We start from the raw sequence: 25,411 nt of genomic DNA, 5'->3' as shown, positions 1-25,411 counted from the left end.
CCTGAGATCTTCGATCAGAACGTGATCTCTGTAGTGATCTCGACACTGCTGATCGACTTCACCGTCCGCGAGAAATCCGCACCGATATCCGCAGCCTTCACGAGACCCGCGGTGGCGAGCCTCAATGCGCTTCGAAGGTTGGCCTCCGCCTCGCGCGTTCCACTTAGGGTCATCTTGTAGCGGCTCAGCGGGTTCAAGCCCGTGCGCATCTCGACCAGCGCTGTGAGCTGGTGATCATTGGACAGATTGTGCTTCGCAACATACGCCGCGGCAAGATCTGGCTCGGAATCAGCGCCCGGAAACTCCATGTGCCCGGCTAGTCGCTGCTCCAGCTTCTTGGATACGTCGCGCCCCGCGCCAACGTCTCCCGCGCCTGTCGGCAGCTTCATCTTTCCGCCAACTTGGACAGAGTTATCAGCCTTCTCGATCTTCGCATCGACGAACTGGACTTCACTTGCCCCTAGTATTCGCGCAACATTCGCGAGGTGATGGTACTTCTCGCTGGCGAACGTCTCCACCGCATGCTCGGCGAACTCGTAGCCGTCCGCGTCATACGGGTTCTTGATGAGCAAGGCTCCGCTTACAAGCTTCCCCTCGCGCGCCACGATCTCGCGAACTGACCGGATTAGGCCAGCGTTCGCTTGCGGCTCGTCGGAGAACGGAACGACCATCGCCTCAACGTCCTCAAGGAGGGCAACGCTGTCCTTGTCCTGTGCCATCCGCCGATAGAGCTGATCCGAGGCCACCAGGACAGAGCGCGGCCGCACGCCGGTGCCACCTGCAGTCATTTCATCTCCAATACGAGTGAGGTTTTGCTAATCGAGCGAGCGCTCGAGGTTGTCGACGAGTTGCTTGAAGAAAGAGGGGGTCAAACTGCCCACAACAACCTTGGCTGGGTCCGCGAACTTCTTGCGTCCGAGCTTGATCGGGTCGGCTGATCTTATGGTCTCCAAGAAGGCGTCGGCATCCGCCTCAAAAAAGGGGCTCTGGTCCGCGAACGTTCCAACCAACAGGATCTTCGGAGCCTTCGAACTGGCTTCGTCTGCCCACTCCTTGAGAGTGTCAAGATCCCTCTTCACATCGAGTATGTGCTGCGCGTCGCCCTCCCGAATCAGATCAGACCGGAACAGGTACCAAACATGGGTAGCACTCATGAACGCTTGCCTCGACCGCGCGAGCTTGGTCCTCACGTCTCCGCGAAGGTCCTTTCGCACTCGAAACTCGACTGTCTTGCTGTCGACCGTGAGGGTGAAGATGCCTGCGAACTTGCCGCGATCAGCGGTACCGCTCGGCTCGCCCGTCCCCGCTCGGGCCAAGAACGAAAGGAGCGTGGTCTTTCCGACGTGCTGACCTCCGAGAATTGCGAGCCTCTTGCGGTTCCGCGCCTGGACGAGCTTCGGCCGCACGATCGCGACCGAGGCGGCTATGAGACCGACGGCGATCGGGGCTAGCGGAAGCGGCACGCGATCCCCTCCCTGGCCCCTCGGAACGACTTCGAATTGAGTCGATCCTAATGGTTGCCGCCCTAGGCCCGAGGCGTTGCCCTCTCCGTCCGAGAAGATGCCCGCAAGGACAGCGGCTCGCAGCGTAGACTGTTCCATAAGTAGACGCACCGTTGCGAAACCCAGCCCTCAAGGAGCACCCCCATGGCCCTCACCGCACACTCCACCATCGGCGACTGGCTGAACGACCCGACTGGCGGGCCACTCATCCGCGCACTCTTCGAGCAGACGGGCGCCGACCCCGAGCTCCTCACCCCCGTGCTCGGCCTACCGCTGCAGCAGCTCGTCGCGATGAGCCAGGGCCAGCTGCCACAGTCGGTCGTCGACGACCTCGTGCGCGCAGCGAACGGCGGCGAGATCCCCGAGGCCGATGAGTCCGAAGGCTGGACCGAGAAGCCCACCAACGGACGTTTCGCCGGCAAGACCGTGATCGTCACGGGCGCAGCATCCGGAATCGGCAAGGCCACCGCATCGCGCATCGCCCTCGAAGGCGGACGCGTCATCGCCTCCGACATCGCCGCCGACAAACTCGACGCCCTGAAGGCCGAGCTGCCGGATGCCGACATCACCACCGTCGCCGGCGACCTCACCAAGCAGGACGCGATCGACGCCGTCATCGCCGCTGCGGGCGACCGCATCGACGCCCTCGCGAACGTCGCCGGCATCAACGACGACTTCTCCCCCGCAGGCGAGACGACGGATGCCGTCTGGGACCGTGTCATCGCCATCAACCTCACCGCCCCGTTCAAGCTCATGCGCGCGGTGCTGCCGATCATGGAGAAGGCCGGCTGCGGCTCGATCCTCAACGTCTCCAGCGAAGCGGGTCTGCGCGGCAACGCGTCGGGCAACGCCTACACGGCCAGCAAGCACGGCATCATCGGCGTCACGAAGTCCGCGGCGTTCATGTACGGGCCGAAGGGCATCCGCGTGAACTCCGTCGCTCCGGGCGGCGTCGCCACCGGCATCCCGATGCCCCCGAACATGTCGGAGTACGGCTCCGGCCGCCTTGCTCCGTTCCAGCAGTCGATCCCGACGGTTGCGACCGCCGAGCACCTCGCCGCGTCGATCACGTTCCTGCTGTCGGACGACGCGGTGAACATCAACGGTGCCGTGCTGGCATCCGATGGCGGGTGGTCGGTGCAGTAAGCACCCCGATGACCACGCCCCTGCCTACCCGAACGGCAGGGGCGTTCTTCGCCTTGCGAACTACCTGCATCGAACCATGGCTGACATCGGGTGCGTCCTCTGCCACTGTTTAGACATGTGGGACAGCTTCTGGCCTGATTTAGTTGTGGCACTCGTCGGAGCGCTATTGACCGTCGCAACCGCCGTCGTGACGTATGGACTCAAGATCCACCTCGACGAGAAGCGAGCGATCCGATCACTGATCAACGAACTCCATAGACGACGCGCCTTGCGGCCAGCAAACGAAAGAGTGGTTGTCGGAGCGGCCGGCTCAGATGACTACGTTCGCGTGAACTCCAGCATCGCGAGCATCCGCGACGAGATCCGAAGGACTCGCGACCGTGTGCGGCAAGTGGATCGACTTCAACGCCCGCTGTCAGACATGACACGTGCCTGCAACCAGTATCTGACCCTCAGCGCTGCGACACCGGATGCCTACGTGGTTCTTGTGGGCGACCTCCGTCGAGCCCTGACATCGTCGGTTCAGGAGCTGGCCCAAAGGCGAAGGGGCGTGATCGCGCTCGAACCGGGCGTCGGGACACTTTGACCGCCGACTAGAAGACGACGGTCAGACTTCGACCCCTCACCATCATCTGCGAACTGCGTCGGAGGACACACCCCTCTCCACCGCCCGCCATGGCTCCTGTGAGTGGAGCTTCTGATCTCACTTTCGGCCGGCTGGCCCCCTTCCAGCAGTCGGTCCCGACGGTCGCGACCGCCGAGCACCTCGCCGCCTCGATCACATTCCTGCTGTCGGACGACGCCGTGAACATCAACGGTGCCGTGCTGGCATCCGATGAAAGCTGGTCGGTGCAGTAAGCACCCGGATGACCACGCCCCTGCCTACCCGAACGGCAGGGGCCGCCTTTGTTGGCACACGAGCGATGCGCACCCTGACCAGCCCAAGCCACCACGCCCAGATGAGTACGCCGTGCTTCGGCGGAGACATCACACTGCAGTGAAGGCGCTGGCGTCTGGTGGACTGCTCACGATGTTGAAGGCTTCCACCTACGTCGAAGCCAGCGATACGCTGCACCGATTCGTCGATGAGCACTCTTTGCGTGGGACGGACCCTGATCCCGCGACCCAACAACGAAAGGCCTGGGACCGTTGGATGAAACGCAGGCTGGCCCTTCGACTCCCCGGGGCGTGACATAACCGCGGCATCTGCAATGTAGCCAGAACAGTTCCTCATAGTCATAAGCCGCAGTAGCCCCAGGGTCGTCTGAGCCGCGTATGTTCGCGTTGATTGTCGTAGCCGCACGAAGGGGCCACGATGTGCGATGCGCATCCGAAACGACTGCTTGTCCGCCACAGCTCATATGCTCAGTGAGGGATGACGGTCCACCCAAGGGCGTCGGGGGATGAATAGAGGGTCAATGAGCGACTTCAGTCCGGCTGCGTACATCGAGCAGGCGTTGACCGCTGGCGCCCGAGCGCTGGGGCCGTTCGTGACTCGACGTCTCTCCGAGGTCGCTCCGGAGGTTTCGGATTGGACACAGATCCTCGCGGCGAAGGACCGGCAGGCCGGCCGGCGAGTGGACCGCTACAACCCCCGTGATCTTTCACTGCAACTTCGCGTCCTGACGGAGCGCCTCGGCACTCTCGGTTTTCCCTTCACTGACCTCATCGACAGGCAGGCGAGCAATTGTGCGAGCGAACTGCGAGACGTCCGTAACAAGTGGGCGCACAGTGAAGAGTTCACAGTCGCCCAGACTTTCCGGGCTCTTGATTCGACCGAGATCCTCTTGCGAGCGATTGCTGCCGACGAAGACGCCGACGCGATCGGACTCCTGAAGTCGGAGGTACTGACAGCGCTGAACACGTCGACCGAATCCACGCACCAGGAACCAAACGAGCCGACCGCCTCTCCCGCGACCCCGGAAGCCTTCGAGTCTCCGACGCTCATCGACGAATCGGGATCCGCTGCCTCGCTCGCCGCTTCTGTGCTCAGTCCGTTGAGCTTCGCTGTCGCGCGAACCGGCATCTCTGTCGTGCCGCAACTCACGGTCGCCTACCGTGGCCCCGAGCTGCGAGGCGCGTCCGTGGAGGTCGAGGTCGACTGTCAGTTGGGAGCGCTGGGAGACCCCCGGGTTCTAATCGTCGACCTCGACGGAGAGCATGACACAATTCTTCGCAACGTCGATCTGCGGCTGGATCCAGGTCGCATGCTCGCGATCGAGTCACCCATGCCCGGCACGGTTACAGCGACGTTGAGGGACGCGAACGGGGACGAGATCGCGAGCCAACGCTCGGACGTTCAACTACTGGCGGCGAATCAGTGGATCGCCAAGCCGATGCCGCTGAGTCTCGAGTTGCTCGCCGCATTCATCCAGCCTCAGTCGTCGGCGATCAGCGCTCTTCTTGTCGAGGCATCGACCCTTCTAGGCAACCGGACGGGTTCCTCAGCCCTCGACGGGTATCAGCAAGGCGATCCCGATCGAATCGACTCGATGGTCGAAGCGATCTACGACGCCGCACGCGCGCGAGACATCCGTTACGCGGAGCCGCCAGCGAGCTGGGGACTCACGGGCCAGAAAGTGCGCACTCCGACCGAGGTGCTCGAGGGGCGCCTGGGCACCTGCATGGATACGACGTTGACCCTGGCCGCGGCCTTGGAAGAAGTCGGGATCAACTCGACCCTGTGGCTTCTTGAAGGTCACATCTTCCTCGGATACTGGAGGGAATGGTCGAGCCTGGACGCACCTGCGCAGGCAGAGGCCAGCGAGGCGATCAACCTCGTCGGACTCGGCAAGATCGGGCTCGTGGAAACGACGAAGATGACCGGAGGGGCGGAATCCGCGCCGTTCGGGGTCGCCCGACGGCAGCCATTCACCGACGGCAACGTGGATCCCACTCGGGTCATCGGCGTGACCGATGTCTTACAGGCTCGACAAGCAGCTATCTATCCCCTGCCGAGTCGCTCGCTCGGTACTAACGGCGAAGTCACGGTGCACGAGTACCGCGCGGCCGCAGCTCCGGATCCATTGCAGTACAACCCCTCCGCCACGGATCTCGCCGGTGATGACGCGCGCAGGCTGCCTGCGCGCGTGAGCTCGTGGAAGAACTCCCTGCTCGACCTGAGCCTGCGCAATCGCCTCATCAACTACACGCCGTCAGCGGGTCACTCCATCGCCGTGCCGCAGCCAGCGCTAGCCGCATTCGAGGACCTGATCAACAGCGGGTCGGCGATCACGCTCCTTCCCAGCGATCGCATCCCCGATGTCGACAAAACCCGCGGCGTTCAGTTCGGACGCGACCTGCCTGAAGCTGCGCGCTCGGACATGCTCATGTCCCGAAAGTCCGCCTATGTCGACATCACGGAGGGCGCCTATACCTCGCGACTCCGCGCTCTGGCATACAAGGCGCGCACCATCGCCGAGGAAACAGGCGCGAACAATCTCTACGTCGCGTTCGGAATGCTGCGCTGGCGTTTCAACGATCGCGACCTCAGGTCGCCGCTCATCCTCGTGCCGGTGACTCTCGAGCCCGCGGGCCGAGGCTCTGTGTTCCGTATTCGCGTGGACGAAACGGGTGAATCCACACCGAACTACTGCCTGCTCGAGAAGCTGCGAGTGACGCACGGCATCCGCATCCCCGGTCTCGAGAACCCGGCGAAGGATGAAGCCGGCATCAATCTCGCAGCTGCTTTCGCGGCGGCGCGGCAGGGTTTGGCGGAAGCGCGCTTGCCGTTCACCGTTGAGGACTCCGCAGACTTGTCGATCCTTCAGTTCGGCAAGTATCGGCTGTGGAAGGACCTCGACGAGAGCTGGGAGACGTTCACGTCCAACCCGCTCGTCAAGCATCTCGTGCATACGCCGACCGCAGCGTTCGAGGACCCATCGCCGTCGCCGACCTCAGTGGATCTGGATGCTCTCGGAACGTCCCTGCCCGTCCCGGCGGACTCCTCGCAGCTCGACGCGGTCTCGGAGGCGGTCGCTGACCGGACGTTCGTACTCGAAGGCCCTCCCGGCACAGGGAAGTCACAGACCATCACTAACCTTCTCGCTCACGCGATCGTCAACGGCAAGAGAGTGCTTTTCGTCGCTGAGAAGCGCGCGGCGCTGGACGTCGTGAAGCAGCGTCTCGATGCCGTCGGACTGGGGCCGTTCTCGCTCGATCTCCATGACAAGGGCGCTCGCCCGAACGCAGTCCGTGCGCAGTTGAAAGAGGCACTCGAAACGTCCGCCCGCCCGGACGGCGCCGCTCTCAGCGCACAGAACGAGAACGCGGTATCGAGCCGGAGCACTCTGCGCCGGTACGCTGACCGCCTCCACGAGAGCAACACCGCGGGCATGTCGTTCTATACATCGAGGGATCGCCTCCTGGCGTTCGAACCCGATGCTCCTACGCTCGACATCCCGACCGCTTTCGTCTCGACGAGTTCCACCACGCAGATCGACTTCGTCCGCACGACGCTGAGACGCCTGCCGGACACTGCCGACCTTGTCCGACCAGCGGAGCTCAACGGGTGGGGCTTCGTCGACGTCACGTCTCACGACCCTTCGGACATCGGGGCCCTGCATCGAGCAGCGATGGACTTCGACCAGGCGATCGGAGACGTCTTCGTCACGACCGGCGAATCGCCGGCACTCTCGCACAGTACCTCGCCTGAGTTCATCGAACGCTGGTCACAGCTCGCGGGAGCTCCACGCTTCTCTCTTGAGTCCCTCGATCAGCTGCTCCCCCGAGTCCGGTCCGGTGAACTCAGCGCTCTTCAGCAGCACCTTCGAACGCTCACGGCCGCATCACCGCAGTGGACGAACACCGTGAGCCTCGACGCGCTGAGCGCGAACCCGGCGCCCGGTGCCGTTCACATAGCAGCTCAGGCTGCCGATGCCTCTGGGTTCTTCGGCCGACGCAAGCGTCAACGATCGGCGCTCGAGATGTTCGGCGACAGCCTGTTGGTGCCTCTGAAGAGCGTGTCTCCGAAGTCCATCGCGCAGTTGACCGGACAGGTGGAAGCGACAGCGGCGTCGGCGGCTGCTCTGCGCAACGGACTCCTCTCGCTCCCCGTCTCCGTGGTCAGTGCGGGTTGGAACCCGTTCGATGCGACCGACGCGGCTCGCGCCGCGTCGCAGCTCGATTGGCTCGTCTGGCTTAGCGGGGCTCTCGAGTTGCGACCTCATGATCTGGACGCGACGATTCTGCGAGAGACCTATCGCACCTCGCCTGCGGATCCGGCGCTCTCCGGTGCGCTCGCAAAGCTCGGGACAGCTTGGCGTTCACTCGAAGTGATGGCTTCGCCGAAGGTCGGAGCCGGGGTGTTGAAGAGTTGGGCCTCACCGCGCGCCGTGGTCGATGCGTGGGGAGCAACTCGCGGTTCGCGGGCACTCGACACCTCTACTCCCACGTCCCTGCAGAGATGGGTGGCGTTCGCTCGGGCGCTCGAGCCTCTGCGAAGCTATGGGCTCTCAGACGCACACGCAGCACTCATCTCGGGACGCGTTCTGGCAGACGATGCGTCGATCGCCTTCGACAAAGGCGTGGCGGCCTCATCGTTGGTGGAGCGCGAGCACGCGCAGGGCCTCGAGATGTTCGACCCTCAGGCTCACAGCCGATCCGTCGAAAGATTCACCTCAAGCACAGCCGCGATCCGAGCCGAGCTTCCACGCTGGATCCCCGCCGAAATACTCGGCCGGAGGAAGATCGACGCAGCGTACAGCGGCGGGCGCCTCGGCGAACTCAAACGCCAGATCGGGCGCCAGCGCGGAGGGCTCTCAGTGCGCGGACTGATGGACGGCTATGCAGATCTGATCACGCAGATCACCCCATGCGTGCTGGCGAGTCCCGAATCCGTCTCACGCTTCTTCCCGGCAACCGGCGACCTGTTCGACATCGTCGTCTTCGATGAGGCGTCGCAGATCAGAGTTCCTGATGCGATCGGCGCGATGGGGCGATCGAACTCGGTGGTGGTGGTGGGCGACAGCAAACAGATGCCACCGACCAGCTTCGCCGATGTGGTCACCGACTCCGATGAGGTCGTGACCACGGACAGCACCGCGATCGCCGATGAGGAATCCATCCTGAGCGAGTGTGTCCAAGCGCAGGTGCCCAGACGCTGGTTGTCCTGGCACTACCGGAGTCAGGACGAGGCGCTGATCGCGTTCAGCAATCACAAGTACTACGACGGCCGACTCGCGTCTTTCCCTGCACCCTGGCCGACGAGATCCTCTTCTCGACCCTCGGTATCCGATCACGGAGTTTCGCTCGTCAGGGTCGACGGTCACTTCAACAGAAGCGGACGAGGACGAGATCTTCGCACCAACATCGTCGAGGCCCGTGCCATCGTCGGAGACATCGCACGGCGCTTCGCCGCGTCCGACACGCCTCCGTCGCTCGGAGTCGTGACGTTCAATGCGCAACAACGCTCGCTGATCGAATCGCTCTTGCGGGACGAATCGGACGACCGGATCGCCGCCGCTCTCGACCAGCGCGATGGGCTGTTCGTCAAGAACCTGGAAAACGTACAGGGAGACGAGCGCGACACGATCCTCTTCTCCGTTGCCTTCAGCTCGAACGAGCGTGGCGACCTGCCGCTCAACTTCGGGCCGCTCTCACGTGCGGGCGGAGAGCGCCGTCTCAACGTTGCGATCACCAGAGCGCGTCGAGAAGTGATTCTTTTCGCCAGTTTCGACCCTTCAGACCTGCGAGCTGAGCAAACGTCATCCGTGGGAATCAAGCATCTGCGCTCATATCTACAACTTGCTGCTGACGGCATCGATGAGAATGCAGACGAGGTAGACCGGTCCGGATTCGTCGATCGCCATCGAGAAGAGATTGCCACCGCGCTTCGCGACCGAGGACACGTGCTGCAGACGGACATCGGTCTTTCTGATTTCCGCGTCGACATCGCAGTCGCGGCAACAGATGATCCTGAACAACCGGCACTCGCCATTCTGCTCGACGGCCCGACGTGGCGCGAGCGGCGCACTGTGACCGACCGCGATGCGCTTCCCACGGACGTCCTGAAGGGCCTCATGAACTGGCCGGGCGTGGAGCGTGTGTGGCTTCCCGAGTGGCTGCAGCAAAGGGAGAGGACGCTCGACCGCATCGATTCCGCCGTGAGGGAGGCCACTTCTGCCGCGCATCGCGCCGCAGAAGAAGCAGTGGCAAAGACACCTTCTCCCGACGTCGAAGGTCTCGCAGCCGTGGCATCGGTCGCCTCCGAGACGAGCGCTCCGGACGAGCCAGGATCGCGCGCGGCAGTGTCCGAGCCCGGCCTCCTTGCGCAATCGGCACCGGCCCCTGTGGTCGCCGATCTGCAGCATCCGCGAATCCGTGACTTCTCGGAGTGGTCGTCGCGAACCGCCGGTGGCATCGCCGTTCTTGATGCTCTGCCATCGCCGGCCGCGGCTCAGCGAGTACGTGATCTTGTGCACGAGGTAATCACGCATGAGGGCCCTATTCACCGAATGCGGTTAGTGAAGCTCGTGGCCGGCGCCTTTGGTCTGAGCAAGGTCCATGCTTCTCGGGCGGAGGCGATACTCCGTTGCGTCCCGTCAGAGTTCGTTCGCTCGAACGACCGGGCGGTCCTGTGGCCTCGAGATGTCGATCCACGCACGTGGCGGGATGTCCGTCGTCCCGTCGAGGGTTCGGCTCGACCCCTCGAGCATGTCCCTCTGGCTGAGATCGCGAATGCCATGGCGGTCGTTGCCGCCCTGAGCGGCGGGATGACCGACGAGGAGATCAAGCGTGAGTCGCTCGGCCTCTTCGGTGGAAAACGCGTGACATCCGGCATCGGCGATCGCCTGAGCGAGGCCCTGGACACTGGGCTAAGCACCGGCCGGCTCGAGCGACGCTCCGAAGGCTTGATCATGGCTGGGAGCTGATCAAGTGTTAGCTCCCGAACGGGATAGCCAGGCCACTGGTGACACATGTCCACCGACTACCTGAGCGCCCGTAAAGAGGCTCCCCACGCTCGCTGTACTCGTCATCGGAACCCCGCGGCGCTCCGGATAATCGCAGGCGTCGGCCCTCGCCACCTGACGGCGAATGGTCGGTGCAGTAGGCGGGTCAGTCTTGGAGGCCGGCACGGCGACCGTGCCGGCCTTCGAACTCGCCGATCGCTCGACGGGCCTTGCGCAGCTGGGAGATCCCGACGCCCACTCCGGCGCCGAAGACGGCGAGACTGATCCATCGGTATGGCGCGCTCGAATCGATCGCGATGGTGACTACCCATCCTGCAACCATGACCGCGGAGAACACGATCGTGTAGAGCGCGAAGTTCCTGCGGCGTTGCAGCGCCATGCGCTGCTGAATCAAGGAGGGCTCGGCGTTGGGCTCGCTCATGAGCCGAGCCTAGACCGCAGCAAAGTCGGCATGCCTAAGCGGATGAGAGACTGACACCGTGCCCGAGCGTCCTGAGATTGTCTGCATCTGCGGCTCCATGCGGTTCGCCGAGGAGATGCGAGCGGTGAGCCGAAGCTTGACGCTCGCCGGCGTCATCGTCCTCATGCCCGGCGAGATCGACATCCCGATCACCGGCGAGCAGAAGGCCGCGCTCGGCGAGCTGCACCTGCGCAAGATCGACGTGGCCGATCGTGTCGTGGTGGTGAACCGCGGCGAGCACTTCGGCGAATCCACGACGCGGGAGATCGACTATGCGCGCGCAGCCGGAAAGCCCGTGACGTTCGTCGGCCCTGCCTACAGCCAGGCGTAGACCTCACATCTCCCCCGCCTACAGTGGCTCGCATGAAGAAGCTCCCCGCGCTCGCGACGCTCGCCGTCGGCATCCTCCTGCTCTCCGGATGCTCGCAGGCGTCGACCATCGCCGCCTGTGGACAGGTCGCCGCTCAGGCCGCGCAGGTGACCGGTGTGATCGGCAGCGTCAGCTCACCGACCCCCGAGGCCGCACAGGCTGCTCTCGATGAGGTCAGAAGCGTCGCCGAGAACATCCGCGGTGTCGACGGACCCGAGGAGTTCGTCACGCTCCGCGACTCGTGGACGACGAGCATCGACGCCTTCGCCGCGGAGGGCGAGAAGGCCATCGCGGGCGACATCACGGGCCTTGATGCCGCGACGACGGAGATGCGCGCAGCGACCGACGCGATGCTCGCCTACTGCACCCCCTAATCGGAGCCCGTCACTCTTCCTGCTGAACGCTCATCGCGATCTCGAAGCTGTCGCCGATCACGCGGCCTCCGTCGAACACCGGGTCTTCATCGAGCGTCTCGAGAACGCGAGGATCGCTCGTGACGGCAGCGGTTCCGCGGTCACGAGCCTCGCGCGACGGCCAGGTCGTCACCGTGACCACGACGGATTCCCCTGCGCTCGCGCCCGCGAGGTCGGCGATGCTCTTGAGCTCGCCCGGCTCGTACGACGCCTCGTCTGCGTGGAAGTCACCCGGGTCGGCTGACTCACTCGACTGCCAGTAGTCGACGACGCTGATCGCACCGTGATCGCGGTACACCTCGGCCATCCGCGTCGAGAAGTCCAGATACGCGGCCTTGCGTTCCGTCGGCACCGGAACGACCGTGATGTCAGCGATGACCATTCTCTGCTCCAGTCCTCAGCGGTGAGTGTCCGTCGCAAGGGTATCCACCGTCGGTCTCACCCGCCCAGACGTGCCTATCGCGCGATACCTCGCAGCAGCCGCGTCACCGTCTCCTCGACGCGCTCCGCGCTCAAGGGCTGACCAATCAACGCCGCGTACGACGCCATGGCGATGAACTGTTCGGCGATCGCGTCAGCATCCACGTCCGCGCGGATCTCACCTGCCACCTGTCCGCGCGCGATGCGTTCGGCGACCCACGAGCGGATCGGCGCTGCGAGACGCTCGTTGAGCGCCAGTCCGAGTTCGTGGTCGGTAGCCGTGACCGCGATCAGAGCCCGGGCGAGTGCGACGCCCTCGGGCTTCGCGAGCCCGGCGGACATCGCCGAGAACCATGCGTGCAGGTCAGCCCGGATGTCGTCGCGCATCTCGACCGCGGGGTCGGCTCCTGGCAGGTCTCCCTCGAGCAGCGCCTCGCCGAGGATCGCTGCCTTCGACGGCCACCAGCGGTAGATCGTCTGTTTGGCGACTCCCGCTGTCTCGGCGAGCCCCTCGATCGTCACCGCTTCGTAGGTGCCGGCCACGACGGCGGCGCGCATCGCCTCGAGCACTGACTGGCGCGCGGCTTCACTTCGGGGACGAGGCATCAGTCCAGCGTATCGAGGCTGTGGAGCATGGCGCCTGCGATCGTCGGAGTCACCGTCTTCGAGCCTTCTTGCTCTCTTGAGGCCGAGTCATGAACTCGCCCACCCGGTTGCTGAACTCCTTCGCCTTGAGTTCGTACTCGGGATCATCTCGCGTGAGGCCGTAGACAAGCTGCATGGCGAAGCGGTTGCCCAGTGGATACACGCTTCGAGGAGGGACGACGAAGCTCGCTGCGGTCCAGGTGCGCCAGCCTCCGCTTCTCCTTGTGTAATCCCGGTTCTTCTTGGCCTCTCGTGATGGCCCCACCGACTGTGCGAGTATCTCGGCGTCGCCATCCCAGCCGAGGACGTTCACGACGTCGAACGCTGCGGCGAGCGCTGCGTGCGCGATGAGATCCGTGCTGTCCGGAGTCGTCGCTCGAATGTAGACCGAGGCTGCACCGAGCGCATCGAGGTAGACCGCGAGGAACCAGGTCGGTTTGGCGTCGTCGTCGCCCACAGGCCCCCACAGACCGTGCCACGTTGGGCCATCGTCTCGATAATCGGTCCATCCCGCTTGACCGTGCTTACGCGCCAATGACCCTTCGAGAACCTCCCATTGAATCTCGTGGTCTGTCCCGTGATGGTAGACCTCAGGGCGGAATCTGCGACCGTCCGCACCACGCATGGCGATGGTGGCGATCACTTCTTCCGCGTCACGCGGACCTCTTGGTAAAGCCGAGGCCCAGTCGAATGCGACGTTCAAGAAATGCTGGGCCATCTTGTCGTCTCGAGTCGGTGGTTCTGCGGCGGGAGGCCGCGGAGCCATTGCCCCCGCGTGGATCGCAAGGACCTCCTCCTTGAGGCGGCCCCGCTCGGGATCCTCAAGATCGACTATTGCGCTCAGGATCGAGTCGGTGATAGTCGAGACGTTGTGCAAGGACCGCGCCGACGACTTGCCCGACATCACATTGGACACTGTCTGGAGACAGACCCTGGCCGAAAGTTCCTGACCTCGTTCGATGCTCCGAAGCGAGTTCGGATCAGCGCGGTTCGCGAGCGCTCGAACTGCGTTCGCAATGCGGATCTCTGGGAGCTCGCCGGGTAGCGGCTCGTAGTTGGTCTTCACGTGAGCATCCCCGTTCGATCGACCGTCTGTGTCCGGGCGTAGACGCTTTAGACACTTGGACAACATGTCTATTCTCCCGAATCGTACAGACAGACACCCAATTTTCCTGGAGATTCGAGGTGTGGAAGTCCCACGACATCGAACCGAAGGGAGATGAACGATGAGCAAGCCGATGAACCCGAAGGACCGCGGTCGCACCGCCCGTGCATGGCTGTTCGCGATCGCCGCAGTACTGGCCCCCTTGGTGACGCTGCTGAGCCACGTCACCAAATGAGTGCCTGGGCTCGTCGTGGAAGTGGCCCACCACGACGAGCCCGGCACCGCCTCCGAGGGAAGGTTGAACCGCTCGGGCGTCCAAGCCGAAAGCGGAGCCGGACCAAAATGGAGCAACCATGACGACGCCCGCAAGCTTTTCAACACGCGGAGAGGCTCTCGCGCTCACGAGCAGCTCGCGGTGCGAGCGCCGATCAGGCGGGGCGGTAGGTCTGGGCGACCGCCCCCGACCCGAACTCCCTCCGATCAACGAACTCGAGACGCCTGCGCTCGCTCAGCCCGTCGAGCAGCCTCGGGCCGTGCCCGGCGAGGATCGGATGCACGACGAAGGTGTATTCGTCGATCAGACCCAACTCGGCGAGCGCGAGAGGAAGAGTGACCCCACCGACGGACAGCCCCTCACCCGGTTGCTGCTTGAGCTGCTGAACCGCCAGGGCCAGGTCGCCCCGGACGACCTCGGCGTTCCAGTCGACCGCTTTCAGCGTGCTCGACACGACGTGCTTCGGCACGCGGTCGATGGCCTCGGCGAACGGGATCTCCCACTCCTCCATCCAGTCTGGCCACTGCCCGGATGCCGGGCGACGCCAGGCGCCCTCCATCATCTCGTAGGTGGTTCGGCCGTAGATCACGGCATCCGCCCGCTCCATCTCGGCGGTCCAGTACTGCATCAGCTCCTCGTCGGGAGCGACGCCCGCCTCGTGATGCACACAGCCGTCGAGCGTGACGTTGATCGAGTAGCGCAGTGGTCTCATCTCGCCGATCTCCTTCGATGCGGGCGGTGCCTGTAAACGGGATCAGGGTATCTCGCCGCTCACCGAAGCGCCGCAAGACCGAGCACCAGCTCGACGAGCTCGCCGGGTTCCCGCCGCAGCCCCGACACATACTCCGTCTGCCACTCGGCCTCGGTGAGACCTTCACGCACCCTCCGCCGATACAGCTCGAAGTCGGCCGGTTCGTTGGCGCGGGGATCGAAGCCGTAGCGTCGTCCGATGGCGTCGACGGCGCCGATGATCTGCGCGCCCGTTGCATCGGCACCGAGCGCTGCGGCAGCACCTGCGGCGACCGAGACGGCGATCAGAAGCGACACCGGATCGTCATGTGCGGCCGCTCGACGGATCACGGGCAGCAACGTCGCCACCGCGGGTGCTCCGTGCCGAAGATCGAGATGCACTTTCGCGGCGATGACCGGAGCCATCAGCGCCACCCACTCGTGCCCACATCGCGATGCGAGAGCACCCGCACGTTCGAGAAGGTCGATCGCCGCCTGCGAGCGCCCGGATGCTCGCTGCACCTGACCCGTGATCAGCAGGACCATGGCCGCGGCAGCATCCGGCATCTCATCGATGGCCGCGAGCGCCGCCTCCACCTCATGTGCCGGGTGGCGCGACGGTGTCGGACTGAGGGTGAGCAGATATGCCGAGAACGCCCGAGCGAGCCCCCTGAGTGCGTGATCATCCGAACGCTCCGCGCGCGCGCGTGCAGCCGAGATCCACTCCTCTGCCTCGTCCATCCACCCGAGCTGGTAGGCGAGAAAGCCTCTGGTCGAGAAGAGTCCGGCCTCAAGGGCGACGTCGACCGCACCGGGCAGGGCGCACGCCTGACGGGTCATCGCGATCAGCTCCTGCTGACGCCCTGCGCGCACCCCGAACCACAGGAGTCCTCCGGAGATCGTCGCAGCCGTCTCTTTGTCGCCATCAGAGACGGCGGAGTCGAATGCGGCAGTGATGTCGGGCCACTCGGTGCTTAGACGCAGCACCTCAGCGGACGATCCGTGAGCCGTGAGAGCGACCGATGCGAGGGCTGCTCTGGCGCCGAACCACTCGCGGTGGCGCCGACGCCATGCTTCGTCTGGCGCGGCGTCGCCCAGGGCAGCACGACGGATCAGCTCTGCCACGTGGAACACGGGTTCACCCGCCCGCTCCTCGGCGGACACGAGCGAGTAGGCAACGAGACGGTCGAGATCGACATCCCGCGAGCGTCCTCCGCACACCGCTGCGACGGCCTCGCGAGTGAACGGAGCCCTGAACCCGGCGAGGCTGCGCAGTGTGTCTCGCTGATCTGCCGACAGAAGGTCGAGCGACGAACGCAGCGCACCCGCCAACGGCAGCTCCCCCACCTGCGCAGACCGCCCGATGTCTCGGAGCAGCGAGCTCGCGACCTCTTCCAGCGGCATCGACGCCGCCCGCGCCGCCGCGAACTCGATCGCCAACGGCAACCGCCCCAGCACGTCGACAAGTCGAGTGACCGCTGTGCTGTCGACCGCTCGAGCCTCCGGCACCAGCCTCGCCTCGAAGAGCTCACACGCCTCGGACACCGGCAGCGGATCGAGGCGCATCACGCTCTCGCCGGGCACGCCGAGCTGGCGTCGTGACGTCGACAGGATCGCAATGCCCCTCGCGCGGGCGAGCACCGTGCTGGCGATCGACGCGACGGCGTCGCTCGCGGCATCCACTCCGTCGATGACCAGGATGCCGCTGCGATCCGCCAGATGCTCGGCGACCGCCTCGACCGATGCGTGCGGGGCACCGATAGCGGACGCGATCACCTCGGCGGTCGCCTCCGCGGTCGCCACGGCTTCACCCAGACCGACGAACCAGACGTGCTCTTCGCGAGAGGCAGCGCCGCCGCCCAGCCAATCGACGACGAGCCGCGTCTTGCCCACACCGGCCGCACCCGTGAGCGTCACCAGTCGCGCCACGTCGAGCGCCGCAGTCAGAGCCGCGCGCTCGTCTCGTCGACCCACCATCTTCGCGATCGGTGCCGGCACGCCGAACACGCGACCCCGCCTGTCCGGTCCGCGATCGGGGTCTCGGCGAGGCACTCGCGCTGAGCTGAGAACCTCTCCTCCGCGCACTCGCACGACAGCGCGCTCCCTCATGTCGGCGCGTGCCTCCGCGACCCGCACGAGCGCCAGCAGATCGTCGTCGTCAGGATGCTCTCCCCGCAACTCGAGCAAAGCGATCAGTGCGTCCGCATGACGCCCCGCATCGAGGTCGAGTCGGGCGCCCTCGAATCGCACTGCATTGGCTCCCCGGCGCATTCGGTCTCGAGCCGCACCGACGAAAGGCGGCTCTCCGATTCCCTCGAGCGGCGCGCCCCGCCATCGACTCAGCAGCGACCGCGCATGACCGAGATCGGAGGAGAGCGGCGATCTCACCGCATCCTCCAGCTCCCACAGGTCCACGTGCAGCGCCGAGTCGTCGACCAGGCGATACCCCGAGCGACCTCCGTGGAGCCACGGCCCCAGGGCGGTCGCCCGAAGACGCGACATGTAGGCGCGCAGGGTGGTCTTCGCCTGCGTGGGCGGATCGACCCAGAGGTCCACGACCAGGTCGGCGACGGCCACCGGGGCCCCTCGCTCGAGCGCGAGCCTGGCCAGCAGCGCCCGCGGAAGCCTGCCGCGCAGCTCGACGACAACTCCGTCGACGTCGGCGTCGACCCTGTCGAGAAGCTGCACGCGCGCGGTGGCCACAGCTGATCATTGCACGAACGTTGCATCCGATCGAGACCCACGGAAACGCCGGATGCCGAGCCTCAGGCTGGAGAAATGACGCACACCGAAAACCCGATCAAGACCAGTTTCCGCACATCACTCGGCGATATCTCCGCGACCATCCTCGGCGCAGGGCCCGTCGCACTCCTGTGGCATGGCATGTTCGTCGACGGTGACTCCTGGGGAGGCACCATCGAACGGCTGGCTCCGCACCGCACACTCGTCGTCATCGACGGCCCCGGCTTTGGCGACAGTGCGCCGCTGACACGCCTCTCGTCCATTGAGGAGTGTGCCGAGGTCGGCGCGCAGATCATCGATCAACTGGCGCCTGGGGGCGGCGTCGACTGGGTGGGCGGCGCGTGGGGCGGTCACGTGGGCATGACGCTGGCTGCGCTCTCCCCTGACCTGATCCGCTCCCTGGTCGCGGTGAGCTCGCCCGTCGAGCCGATCGACCCCGTCTTCCGCATCAAGCTGATCATCGCGAACCAGATCCTCGCTCGATTCGGCCCGATCGCGCACCTCCGGCACGTGATCCACGACGCCCAGCTCATACCGGCGCACGCCAAGCTCCGCCCGATGACCGATGTCATCGACCGCGCTCTGACGAGAGTGCCCCGCGAGAGCATCGCGAAGACGGTCACTTCGTTCATCATCAATCGCGCTGACGCCACTCACCGCCTGCCGCGGATCGCTGCACCCACCCTTCTGATCACCGGTGACGACCGCGGCGAGTGGACACCCGAGCAGATGCACGCGGCGGCAGCGGAGATTCCCGACGCCCGGTCACTCGTGATCCCGGGGGCCCGAACCCTGGTGGCCGTCGAGCAGCCCGATGCGCTCGCGGATGGGATCGTCGCGTTCTGGAGCGAGCTCGACGCGCGGTGAGTCGGCCGGGGGCGCAGGGTGGCGAGCTGTTCGGGCGCTGCGCGCGGCGCGGGCCGCCTCAGCCCTCAGCCGACAGCGCGCGGTAGAAGTAGTACCGCGACGCCGAGTTCGGCAAGACGTCGGCGCGGGTAATCGAGCCGCATCGGCACGTGCTGCGAGAACGGCAGTGGTACGTCGTCGGTTTCGACATCGACCGCGACGACTGGCGGCTCTTCCGACTGGATCGGATGCAGTCGACCAGCATCCTTCCCGGCGTGCACGTGCCTAGGGAGTTCCCGTTCGCGTCGATCGAGGAGTGGTTGGTGAGCGACTTCGGGCGGAGCGAGGTGAGCAATGCGCTCGAGCCAGTTGCACCGGACTCCAGCCGGCCGCTTCAGGATGCGTTCTCGTCGTCGTCATCGCGCGAATTCGAGCGACGAGACAGTACGAAGACGATCCGCTGCCCGTAAGACTCGCCACGCATCGCTGGATCGTCGCCGAGCGACCGGGCCGCAGCAAGAGTGCCGGTCACCGCTGCGACGATCGCGAAGATCGGTCCGATCCATGGGGCTCTGGCACCGAGAACGAATCCGGCCACGACCGTCACGCCGATCATCAGAAGTCCGGCGACGTAAAGAGCGGATCGATGTCTGCTGCTGGAGGCAGATGCGGATATCAGGCCGACGCTCACGGCTTGAGCGAAGGCGAGCACGTAGACGATGATCTCTTCGGTGGCTCCGACGGTCATGTGTGCCCTCCAGCCATCAGCATGAGAGTCTGAAGATCACGCCGGGGACCGGGGCAGCTGTGAAGAACAGGCAGGTCCTCGCCGGTGTGTCCCCCTGAGCGAGGTTCGCCTGAAGGATGATGTATGACGCGAACGCAGAGCATGCGACACTCGCTCGCTTCGCAAGGACGGCACACATTCCGAGGGCAGCCGCGTAATCCCGCACCCGAGAGGTCTCAGCTCGAGTGAGCTTCAACCCCCAGATCGGCCCGTACCACTGCCAGCTCGGATCGGCGACGACCGGGTAGGCGGTGAAGCCATCTGCAACCACGATCTGGAAGAGCTCGTCCCCGCGAATCTCGTACCGGGTCTCCACCGGGTTTCCGTCGGCATCCGTCGCCCAGGGTGCCGCGACCGGTACGTAGTGACCGTCCTCGCTCACGAACATCACCTCGCCGGTGTCGCTCTGGTAAGGCTGGTAGCCGGCCATACGGTAACCGAACTCATGCGCACTCGATCCGCTGCTGATGACGGTCTGAATCCGAGTTGAACCATCGTCGAGCGTCTGAACTGCCACAGCATCGCCAGAGTCGTCGGTGGCGGCAAAGACCACCGTCCCATCATCTGCCACCACTCCGTCCTTGACGTCGATCTCGTCGGGCAGATCGATGGTCGCCGTTCGCTCCCCGCTGCCGATCGCCGACGTCACGGTGATCTCTTCCTCGGCGGACATCGGCACGGTGGACTGGACGTCCCCGGCGTCGGTAGTCAGTTCACCTTCGACGAGATGCCCTGGTTCGGATAGCTCCGTCGCCGGAGCAGCGTCCTGAATCAGCGAAGCTATCGCGTCAGCGTCGTCCGTCGTTTCCGATGCGTGAGCGGGCGACACTATGGTCGCCGTCAGCGCCACCACCGCGGCCACTACGCCCCACACGCGCAGCCTGCTGGGGACCTCGGTCGGTGTGACGCATGCTTGCCTCTTCATTGCTGTTCCAATCAGTCGAATATGTGTTTTTCGAGTAAGAAAAGCACACATATGACTGCATATTGGTATGTTCTCCAAAGCTTCGCCAGGCACCGGCTGGATCGGATGCAGTCGACCAGCATCCTTCCCGGCGTGCACGCGCCTAGGGAGTTCCCGTTCGCGTCGATCGAGGAGTGGTTGGTGAGCGACTTCGGGCGGAGCGAACGTCCGTCGGAAAGGTGATCGCGGGAGGCGAGCAAGCCCCTGTTCAGCACGTGCCGGTCACTCTAATCTGGCCGCCATGTTGAAGATCGTGTCGATCGTGATCCGCGTGAACGACCTGCCCGCGCAGTCTCGCTTCTGGCAGGCGGCCCTCGACTATGTCGAGCGCGACCCGGCATCCGACGATTGGGTCGTGCTGAAACCGCGCGACGCGGACGCCCCCTGCATCGCCCTCGATGCGCACCAGTCCGAGCGAGTGCTGCCGCCCCGCATCCACCTCGACATCTACGCCGAGGATCAGGATGCCGAGGTGCGCCGCCTGGCCGAACTCGGCGCCCGGGAGGTGCACTGGGACAACCGGCCCGACGATGCCGACTACGTGATCATGGAAGACCCCGAGGGCAACCGGTTCTGTGTCGTGGACCGGCCGGACTGGGCGGGGTGGGAGAGGGCTCGGGAAGACTGAGCCGGGCCTCTGGAACCGCGCCTACAGATTGACCCTCGGGTCTGCGTTGCATTCGAGCGCACCCCGCTCCCCCTCACCAGAACGCAGGTAGGGAAAGGACAGGGTCGGATTGTCACGGAGGAAGTCCTCGGGCGTGTAGTCAGGAGCGACGATGCCGTTGCGGATCAGGCACTCAGAAACGATCTCTTCGATGGGCAGGTTGTGCGGATTCTTCTGTGGCCAGAACCAGAGGAAGCCGAGCCAGGCCTCGCCCGTGAATCGCTCGCACTCGCCCATGACTTCGCTGAGACGATCGACCGACAGAGAGTTTCTCTGCGCCTCGTAGCCGCCATCCCGCGTGTACCCCTCGAACGTCGCGCCCTTACTCGAGAAGCAGGCGGCCATTCGTCGTTCGACCGCGGCCCACTCTTGTTCGGAGATCTTCTCGTCTTCGATCACGAGGCGCACGAAATCCGACTCCGATTCCACCCACGCTTCGGCATAGTCCGATGCGAAAGGCCCGGAGAAGTCAAGGGTGTCACGAGCCTCCGGTGACGCACCTGAAGTCTCGATGCTCGTCACCGTCCCCGTGCACCCGGCGAGGGCGACCATCGCGAGGGAGGCCGCGATCCCCGTGCGTGCCAGCAATCGCAGCCGCGCGTGCCGCACCCGGTCGATCTGATCCATATCCGTCCCCTTCGTCGGAACTCACATCGCAAGACGTTGTCGAGCGGACCCCGGGAGAGTGCGAGCGCTCGAGGTCCGCTCGAACGGTCGGGAGACATGTCAATCGGCGCCGTTGCCCGCCTTCGCGACCGCATGACGTAGCAAAGCACACATATGAGGACAGTGCAGTATCTTACATCGACGTACGACCGGGGAGTGTGACGCGGTCCCGCTCCACCGCCGACGCTCTCGCCGACCGAGGCGCCATTCCGGTCTGAATCGTTACTTGTCGGCCGGGTCCAGCAACCGATATACAGGTCAAAGCGCTCTGGGGGCGCTGGCGATTCGTCGCCTCACTGTCGAGGGGAACTCTCATGTCACTTCCGCCTGCCTCCTGGCATCCAGATCCGGAGAATCCGAATCAGCTCCGCTAGTGGGACGGCCATCGCTGGACGGATGCCACGTCACCGTCGCCCGCTGCCGCCGTGACGACGCAGACGGCACCCCCTGCCACGCCCTCATCATCCGTTCCGCCGAAGCGAAAGACGGGCTGGCGCACCGCCGGAATCGTCGTCGCCGCACTCGTGGTCGGCGGGGTGCTCGCCCGGTTGTCGCCGATCGCGATCCTCTTGGTCGCCACGGCCGTGGTCGGCGTCGCTCTCTATGTGATGGTCGCGCGCCCTCTCCCGGCACTGGGACTCCGGTCGCGGATGTCGGGTGTGGTCGCTCTGGGCATGGCCGCGCTGCTGATCACCGGTGGTGGCATCGCGAGTGCGAACAGCGGAGGCACCCCGACGGCATCCGAGCCTCAGAACTTCGCCGCGGTGGCGACATCGACTCCGAAGCCCAGCCCGACCCCCACTCCGACCACCTTCGAGACGGCGACCGAAGAGGTTCCCGTGCCGTTCGCGGCGACCTCCGTCGACGATCCTCAGCTCGATCAAGGAGCGACGACGCTCGTCGCCGCCGGCGTGGACGGGATGAAGGTGATCACATACCGCGTGACCCTTGTCGACGGTGTGGAAGTGTCTCGCGAGATCGTCAGCGAGGCGGTCTCCGTGCCGCCGGTGGCCGAGGTGACAGCGATCGGAAGCAAGGCTCCCGCGCCGGTTGCCGTGCCAGCTCCCGTGCCGCTCGTGCAGCAGGGCGGTGGTGGCTGCGACTCGAACTACACCGGCGCATGCGTGCCGATCTCCAGTGACGTCGACTGCGCCGGTGGCAGCGGAGACGGACCCGGATATGTGCAGGGTCCCGTGCAGATCGTCGGCTCGGACATCTACGACCTCGCCCGCGACGGAGACGGGATCGCCTGCGACTAGTCTCTCGAGTCGATGCGCGCCCGGCCTAGGCGAGGACCCGCCCCATGACCTGCCGGTCCTCTCCATACGTCGCGAGGGCGACCCATCCGTTTGACGAGTAGAGACCAACGGCCGGATCATCCGAGCGGGCCGACGTCGACAGCAGCGCTCGCTCATGCGGCAAGTCGGCGACGAGCGCATCGTGCAATCGACGCCCGATTCCGCGGCCCCGCGCATCAGGTATCACCGCGAGCTCGACGAACTCGAAGTGACCGCCGATCCAGTCGTCGACGCTCGAGCCGACCTCGCGTGAGATGAAATCAGACCAGTACTGCCCGCGCTCGCCGGTGTATCCCCATGCGAAGCCGAGCATCCGCTCGTCGTCACGCGCTGCGACCAGGCGGAAGCCCGCCCGCGATCGATGCCGGTTCCAGACGGATGCTCGCCACTCGTCGGCATCCGCGACCTCACCGAAGACTGCAGCCCAGACTTCGAGGATCTCAGGGTCGAGCCCGGCGGCTTCGGCGCCCGAGAGCGTGACGAGCGTGGGCACGCTCACCGCCCGACGTAGGGCCGCGCCGGTCGAGACTCTTCAGCCAACGCCTGGCGGTGCGACGTCAGCGCCGATCGAACAGCCGTGTAGATCACGAGCCACAGGATCAGCAGGCCGATGAGCAGACCGCCGACGTAGAGGAGGATGACGGTGAGAAAAGGGTCCATGGCGTCAGGATAGCCATCGGGGTGCGCGGGGCAGCTAGCCGTCCGCATCCAGCGACCTGTAGAAGTAGAACGCCCGCTCGCCGGAATCGGGGTCGACGCCACTGAACCCGTGGCGTTCGTAGAAGCGCATCGCCCCGGCATCCGACTCGTCGACGTTGATCTCGATCGCCGCGACGCCGAGCTCCTTGCAGATCTCGACCATGTGCTGCAGGATCGCGCTCCCGAGGCCGGTGCCGCGCTGCTCGGGCTCGACGTACATCTCGTCGAGCAGCGCGACCGGCCCGTCAGACCACACGTTCGGACGCAGGGTCACGAGCGCGACGCCGGTCGCGGGTTCGCCGCCGAGCACGGCGAACGTCGACGGTCCGGCGAGCAACATCCGCAATCGCTCCGCGAGCACCGCGACCCCGGGCGTCTCGGTGTCGAACTCGGTGTTGAACGCATCGAGCAGCTCGGCGATGCGCTCGGCATCCGAGGGATCGGCCCGGCGGATGCGGGAGGTTGAGGTCATGCGGATGCCGTTCCTGTGTCGTGGTGCGGTTTCGTCTCGGGCCGCTCCGCGGGCCTCGCTCAACGAACGAGGAGGGAGGCGGGTCAGGCGCTGTCGGAGTCGGCCTTTCGTGAACCGGCCTCGAGCACGTCGCCGGCGGGCAGCTCCTGGTGTCCGCCGAACTGCAGGCGCATTGCCGACAGCACCTGGTTCGCGAACTTGTCTTCATCGCGCGAGGCGAAGCGCTCGAACAGCGACGCTGCGAGCACCGGCACGGGCACGCCCACGTCGACCGCGGCCTTGACCGTCCAGCGGCCCTCACCTGAGTCGGAGACCCGACCGGCGAGACCGTCGAGCTGCGGGTTCTCAGAGAGTGCGGCGGCGGTCAGGTCGAGCAGCCACGACGAGATCACCGATCCGCGCCGCCACAGCTCCGCGACCTTCGACGTGTCGATGGGGAACTGGTAGAACTCCGGCTCTTCCAGTGGGGCGATCTCGGCCGAGTGCTCGGCCTCGCGAACTCCGGCATCCGCGTTGTGCAGCAGGTTGAGGCCCTCGGCGATCGACGCCATGATGCCGTACTCGATGCCGTTGTGCACCATCTTCACGAAGTGCCCCGCACCCGACGGACCGCAGTGCAGATAGCCCTGTTCCTCGGGAGTGAGGTCTCCGGTGCGACCAGGGGTGCGCTCGATCTCGCCGACCCCCGGAGCGATCGTGCGCAGCACCGGCTCGATGCGCTGCACGGCCTCGTCCGGTCCGCCGACCATCAGGCAGTATCCGCGGTCGAGTCCGAACACTCCACCGCTCGTGCCCACATCGACGTAGTGGATGCCGCGCTCGCGGAAGGCCTTGGCCCGCCGCACGTCGTCGCGGTAGTTCGAGTTGCCGCCGTCGATCAGGATGTCGCCCTCGTCGAGCACCTCCGCGACCTGATCGGCCACCATTCCCGTGAGTGATGCGGGCACCATCATCCACACGGCCCGCGGCGCCTCGAGCTTCGACGCCAGGTCGGCCATGCTGTCAGCGCCCGTGGCTCCCTCGGCGACCAGCGCCTGCACCGCATCGGCATTCACGTCATAGACCACGCACTCGTGCCCCGCCCGCATGAGGCGGCGCACGATGTTGGCACCCATTCGGCCGAGTCCGATCATCGCCAGCTGCATGAGAATCCTTTCGTCCCGCCCCCGGTGGGCCGAGTCGGGGCAATCCTGGCACGGGTGCGGGGAGGGCTCAATGGTGTGGCGGTGGCGAGCCCTCGCGTGCGGGGTCAGAAACGCATCCGCACCGCCGGTTTCCGATGCACAAGTGACCCCG

At 65.4% G+C, this 25,411-nt stretch carries 24 protein-coding genes and 1 pseudogene; 10 read left to right on the top strand and 15 right to left on the bottom strand.

Going from position 1 to position 25,411, the window contains the following annotated elements; translation table 11 throughout:
* Positions 1–14: 14 nt before the first annotated feature.
* Both RQG82_RS19785 and RQG82_RS19780 read right to left on the bottom strand, forming a co-directional pair.
* Positions 15–788, bottom strand: a complete 774-nt coding sequence (locus tag RQG82_RS19785; protein WP_311260494.1) for a hypothetical protein — start codon at positions 786–788, stop codon at positions 15–17.
* Between the two features lie 27 nt (positions 789–815).
* Positions 816–1,463 carry a hypothetical protein gene (locus tag RQG82_RS19780; RefSeq protein WP_311260493.1) on the bottom strand — a complete coding sequence of 216 codons (648 nt, stop codon included), beginning with the start codon at positions 1,461–1,463 and terminating at the stop codon, positions 816–818.
* A 183-nt stretch (positions 1,464–1,646) separates the two neighbouring features.
* Here RQG82_RS19780 and RQG82_RS19775 point away from each other — a divergent pair, with 183 nt between their 5' ends.
* From RQG82_RS19775 to RQG82_RS19760, 4 genes and pseudogenes are all read left to right on the top strand, one after another.
* On the top strand, positions 1,647–2,648 hold the full coding sequence (locus RQG82_RS19775) for an SDR family NAD(P)-dependent oxidoreductase (protein ID WP_311260492.1): 1,002 nt from the start codon (positions 1,647–1,649) through the stop codon (positions 2,646–2,648).
* A gap of 115 nt (positions 2,649–2,763) precedes the next feature.
* Positions 2,764–3,234: a hypothetical protein gene (locus tag RQG82_RS19770; protein WP_311260491.1), complete on the top strand. Its 471-nt coding sequence runs from the start codon at positions 2,764–2,766 to the stop codon at positions 3,232–3,234.
* Positions 3,235–3,362: 128 nt separating this feature from the next.
* A pseudogene (locus RQG82_RS19765) lies at positions 3,363–3,506 on the top strand (short-chain dehydrogenase); the annotation flags it as partial.
* A gap of 560 nt (positions 3,507–4,066) precedes the next feature.
* Positions 4,067–10,519, top strand: a complete 6,453-nt coding sequence (locus RQG82_RS19760; protein ID WP_311260490.1) for a DUF3320 domain-containing protein — start codon at positions 4,067–4,069, stop codon at positions 10,517–10,519.
* 184 nt (positions 10,520–10,703) lie between these two features.
* On the opposite strand, the gene RQG82_RS19755 is transcribed toward RQG82_RS19760, so the two are convergent.
* Positions 10,704–10,979, bottom strand: coding sequence for a hypothetical protein (locus tag RQG82_RS19755; protein ID WP_311260489.1), 276 nt, complete (start codon positions 10,977–10,979; stop codon positions 10,704–10,706).
* A 124-nt stretch (positions 10,980–11,103) separates the two neighbouring features.
* Here RQG82_RS19755 and RQG82_RS19750 point away from each other — a divergent pair, with 124 nt between their 5' ends.
* Positions 11,104–11,349, top strand: coding sequence for a hypothetical protein (locus RQG82_RS19750; protein WP_396653645.1), 246 nt, complete (start codon positions 11,104–11,106; stop codon positions 11,347–11,349).
* A gap of 32 nt (positions 11,350–11,381) precedes the next feature.
* Entirely contained in the window at positions 11,382–11,762 is a 381-nt protein-coding gene (locus RQG82_RS19745) for a hypothetical protein (protein WP_311260488.1), read from the top strand.
* Positions 11,763–11,772: 10 nt separating this feature from the next.
* Here RQG82_RS19745 and RQG82_RS19740 read toward each other — a convergent pair whose 3' ends face one another.
* From RQG82_RS19740 to RQG82_RS19720, 5 genes are all read right to left on the bottom strand, one after another.
* The gene (locus RQG82_RS19740; RefSeq protein ID WP_311260487.1) at positions 11,773–12,183 is read right to left on the bottom strand and encodes a DUF1428 family protein; all 411 of its coding nucleotides are present in this window, start codon (positions 12,181–12,183) and stop codon (positions 11,773–11,775) included.
* Positions 12,184–12,257: 74 nt separating this feature from the next.
* On the bottom strand, positions 12,258–12,827 hold the full coding sequence (locus tag RQG82_RS19735) for a TetR/AcrR family transcriptional regulator (RefSeq protein WP_311260486.1): 570 nt from the start codon (positions 12,825–12,827) through the stop codon (positions 12,258–12,260).
* Positions 12,828–12,876: 49 nt separating this feature from the next.
* The gene (locus tag RQG82_RS19730) at positions 12,877–13,932 is read right to left on the bottom strand and encodes a hypothetical protein (RefSeq protein ID WP_311260485.1); all 1,056 of its coding nucleotides are present in this window, start codon (positions 13,930–13,932) and stop codon (positions 12,877–12,879) included.
* A gap of 467 nt (positions 13,933–14,399) precedes the next feature.
* On the bottom strand, positions 14,400–14,957 hold the full coding sequence (locus RQG82_RS19725) for a dihydrofolate reductase family protein (RefSeq protein ID WP_311260484.1): 558 nt from the start codon (positions 14,955–14,957) through the stop codon (positions 14,400–14,402).
* Positions 14,958–15,016: 59 nt separating this feature from the next.
* Positions 15,017–17,677, bottom strand: coding sequence for a BTAD domain-containing putative transcriptional regulator (locus RQG82_RS19720; protein ID WP_311260483.1), 2,661 nt, complete (start codon positions 17,675–17,677; stop codon positions 15,017–15,019).
* A 75-nt stretch (positions 17,678–17,752) separates the two neighbouring features.
* Here RQG82_RS19720 and RQG82_RS19715 point away from each other — a divergent pair, with 75 nt between their 5' ends.
* Positions 17,753–18,583, top strand: a complete 831-nt coding sequence (locus RQG82_RS19715; protein WP_311260482.1) for an alpha/beta hydrolase — start codon at positions 17,753–17,755, stop codon at positions 18,581–18,583.
* Positions 18,584–18,732: 149 nt separating this feature from the next.
* The gene (locus tag RQG82_RS19710; protein ID WP_396653644.1) at positions 18,733–19,032 is read left to right on the top strand and encodes a WYL domain-containing protein; all 300 of its coding nucleotides are present in this window, start codon (positions 18,733–18,735) and stop codon (positions 19,030–19,032) included.
* On the opposite strand, the gene RQG82_RS19705 is transcribed toward RQG82_RS19710, so the two are convergent.
* Both RQG82_RS19705 and RQG82_RS19700 read right to left on the bottom strand, forming a co-directional pair.
* Positions 18,957–19,310, bottom strand: coding sequence for a hypothetical protein (locus RQG82_RS19705; protein ID WP_311260481.1), 354 nt, complete (start codon positions 19,308–19,310; stop codon positions 18,957–18,959). The two genes, RQG82_RS19710 and RQG82_RS19705, sit on opposite strands and share 76 nt — an antisense overlap.
* Before the next feature lie 16 nt (positions 19,311–19,326).
* Positions 19,327–20,325, bottom strand: coding sequence for a hypothetical protein (locus tag RQG82_RS19700; RefSeq protein ID WP_311260480.1), 999 nt, complete (start codon positions 20,323–20,325; stop codon positions 19,327–19,329).
* 229 nt (positions 20,326–20,554) lie between these two features.
* Here RQG82_RS19700 and RQG82_RS19695 point away from each other — a divergent pair, with 229 nt between their 5' ends.
* Positions 20,555–20,941 carry a VOC family protein gene (locus tag RQG82_RS19695; protein ID WP_311260479.1) on the top strand — a complete coding sequence of 129 codons (387 nt, stop codon included), beginning with the start codon at positions 20,555–20,557 and terminating at the stop codon, positions 20,939–20,941.
* Positions 20,942–20,962: 21 nt separating this feature from the next.
* On the opposite strand, the gene RQG82_RS19690 is transcribed toward RQG82_RS19695, so the two are convergent.
* The gene (locus RQG82_RS19690) at positions 20,963–21,607 is read right to left on the bottom strand and encodes a hypothetical protein (protein ID WP_311260478.1); all 645 of its coding nucleotides are present in this window, start codon (positions 21,605–21,607) and stop codon (positions 20,963–20,965) included.
* 464 nt (positions 21,608–22,071) lie between these two features.
* On the opposite strand from RQG82_RS19690, the gene RQG82_RS19685 reads away from it, so the two are divergent.
* Positions 22,072–22,905 carry a G5 domain-containing protein gene (locus RQG82_RS19685; protein ID WP_311260477.1) on the top strand — a complete coding sequence of 278 codons (834 nt, stop codon included), beginning with the start codon at positions 22,072–22,074 and terminating at the stop codon, positions 22,903–22,905.
* Positions 22,906–22,930: 25 nt separating this feature from the next.
* Here RQG82_RS19685 and RQG82_RS19680 read toward each other — a convergent pair whose 3' ends face one another.
* From RQG82_RS19680 to gnd, 4 genes are all read right to left on the bottom strand, one after another.
* A complete protein-coding gene (locus RQG82_RS19680; RefSeq protein ID WP_311260476.1) occupies positions 22,931–23,437 on the bottom strand; it encodes a GNAT family N-acetyltransferase in 507 nt (168 codons plus the stop codon).
* 2 nt (positions 23,438–23,439) lie between these two features.
* Positions 23,440–23,604, bottom strand: a complete 165-nt coding sequence (locus RQG82_RS19675; RefSeq protein WP_311260475.1) for a hypothetical protein — start codon at positions 23,602–23,604, stop codon at positions 23,440–23,442.
* Between the two features lie 34 nt (positions 23,605–23,638).
* A complete protein-coding gene (locus RQG82_RS19670) occupies positions 23,639–24,115 on the bottom strand; it encodes a GNAT family N-acetyltransferase (RefSeq protein ID WP_311260474.1) in 477 nt (158 codons plus the stop codon).
* A gap of 83 nt (positions 24,116–24,198) precedes the next feature.
* On the bottom strand, positions 24,199–25,260 hold the full coding sequence (gene gnd, locus RQG82_RS19665) for a phosphogluconate dehydrogenase (NAD(+)-dependent, decarboxylating) (RefSeq protein ID WP_311260473.1): 1,062 nt from the start codon (positions 25,258–25,260) through the stop codon (positions 24,199–24,201).
* Between the last annotated feature and the right edge of the window lie 151 nt (positions 25,261–25,411).

This window comes from Microbacterium sp. WCS2018Hpa-9, assembly GCF_031843745.1.
Lineage (GTDB): Bacteria > Actinomycetota > Actinomycetes > Actinomycetales > Microbacteriaceae > Microbacterium.
This window is presented reverse-complemented; position numbering and strand designations above follow the sequence as displayed.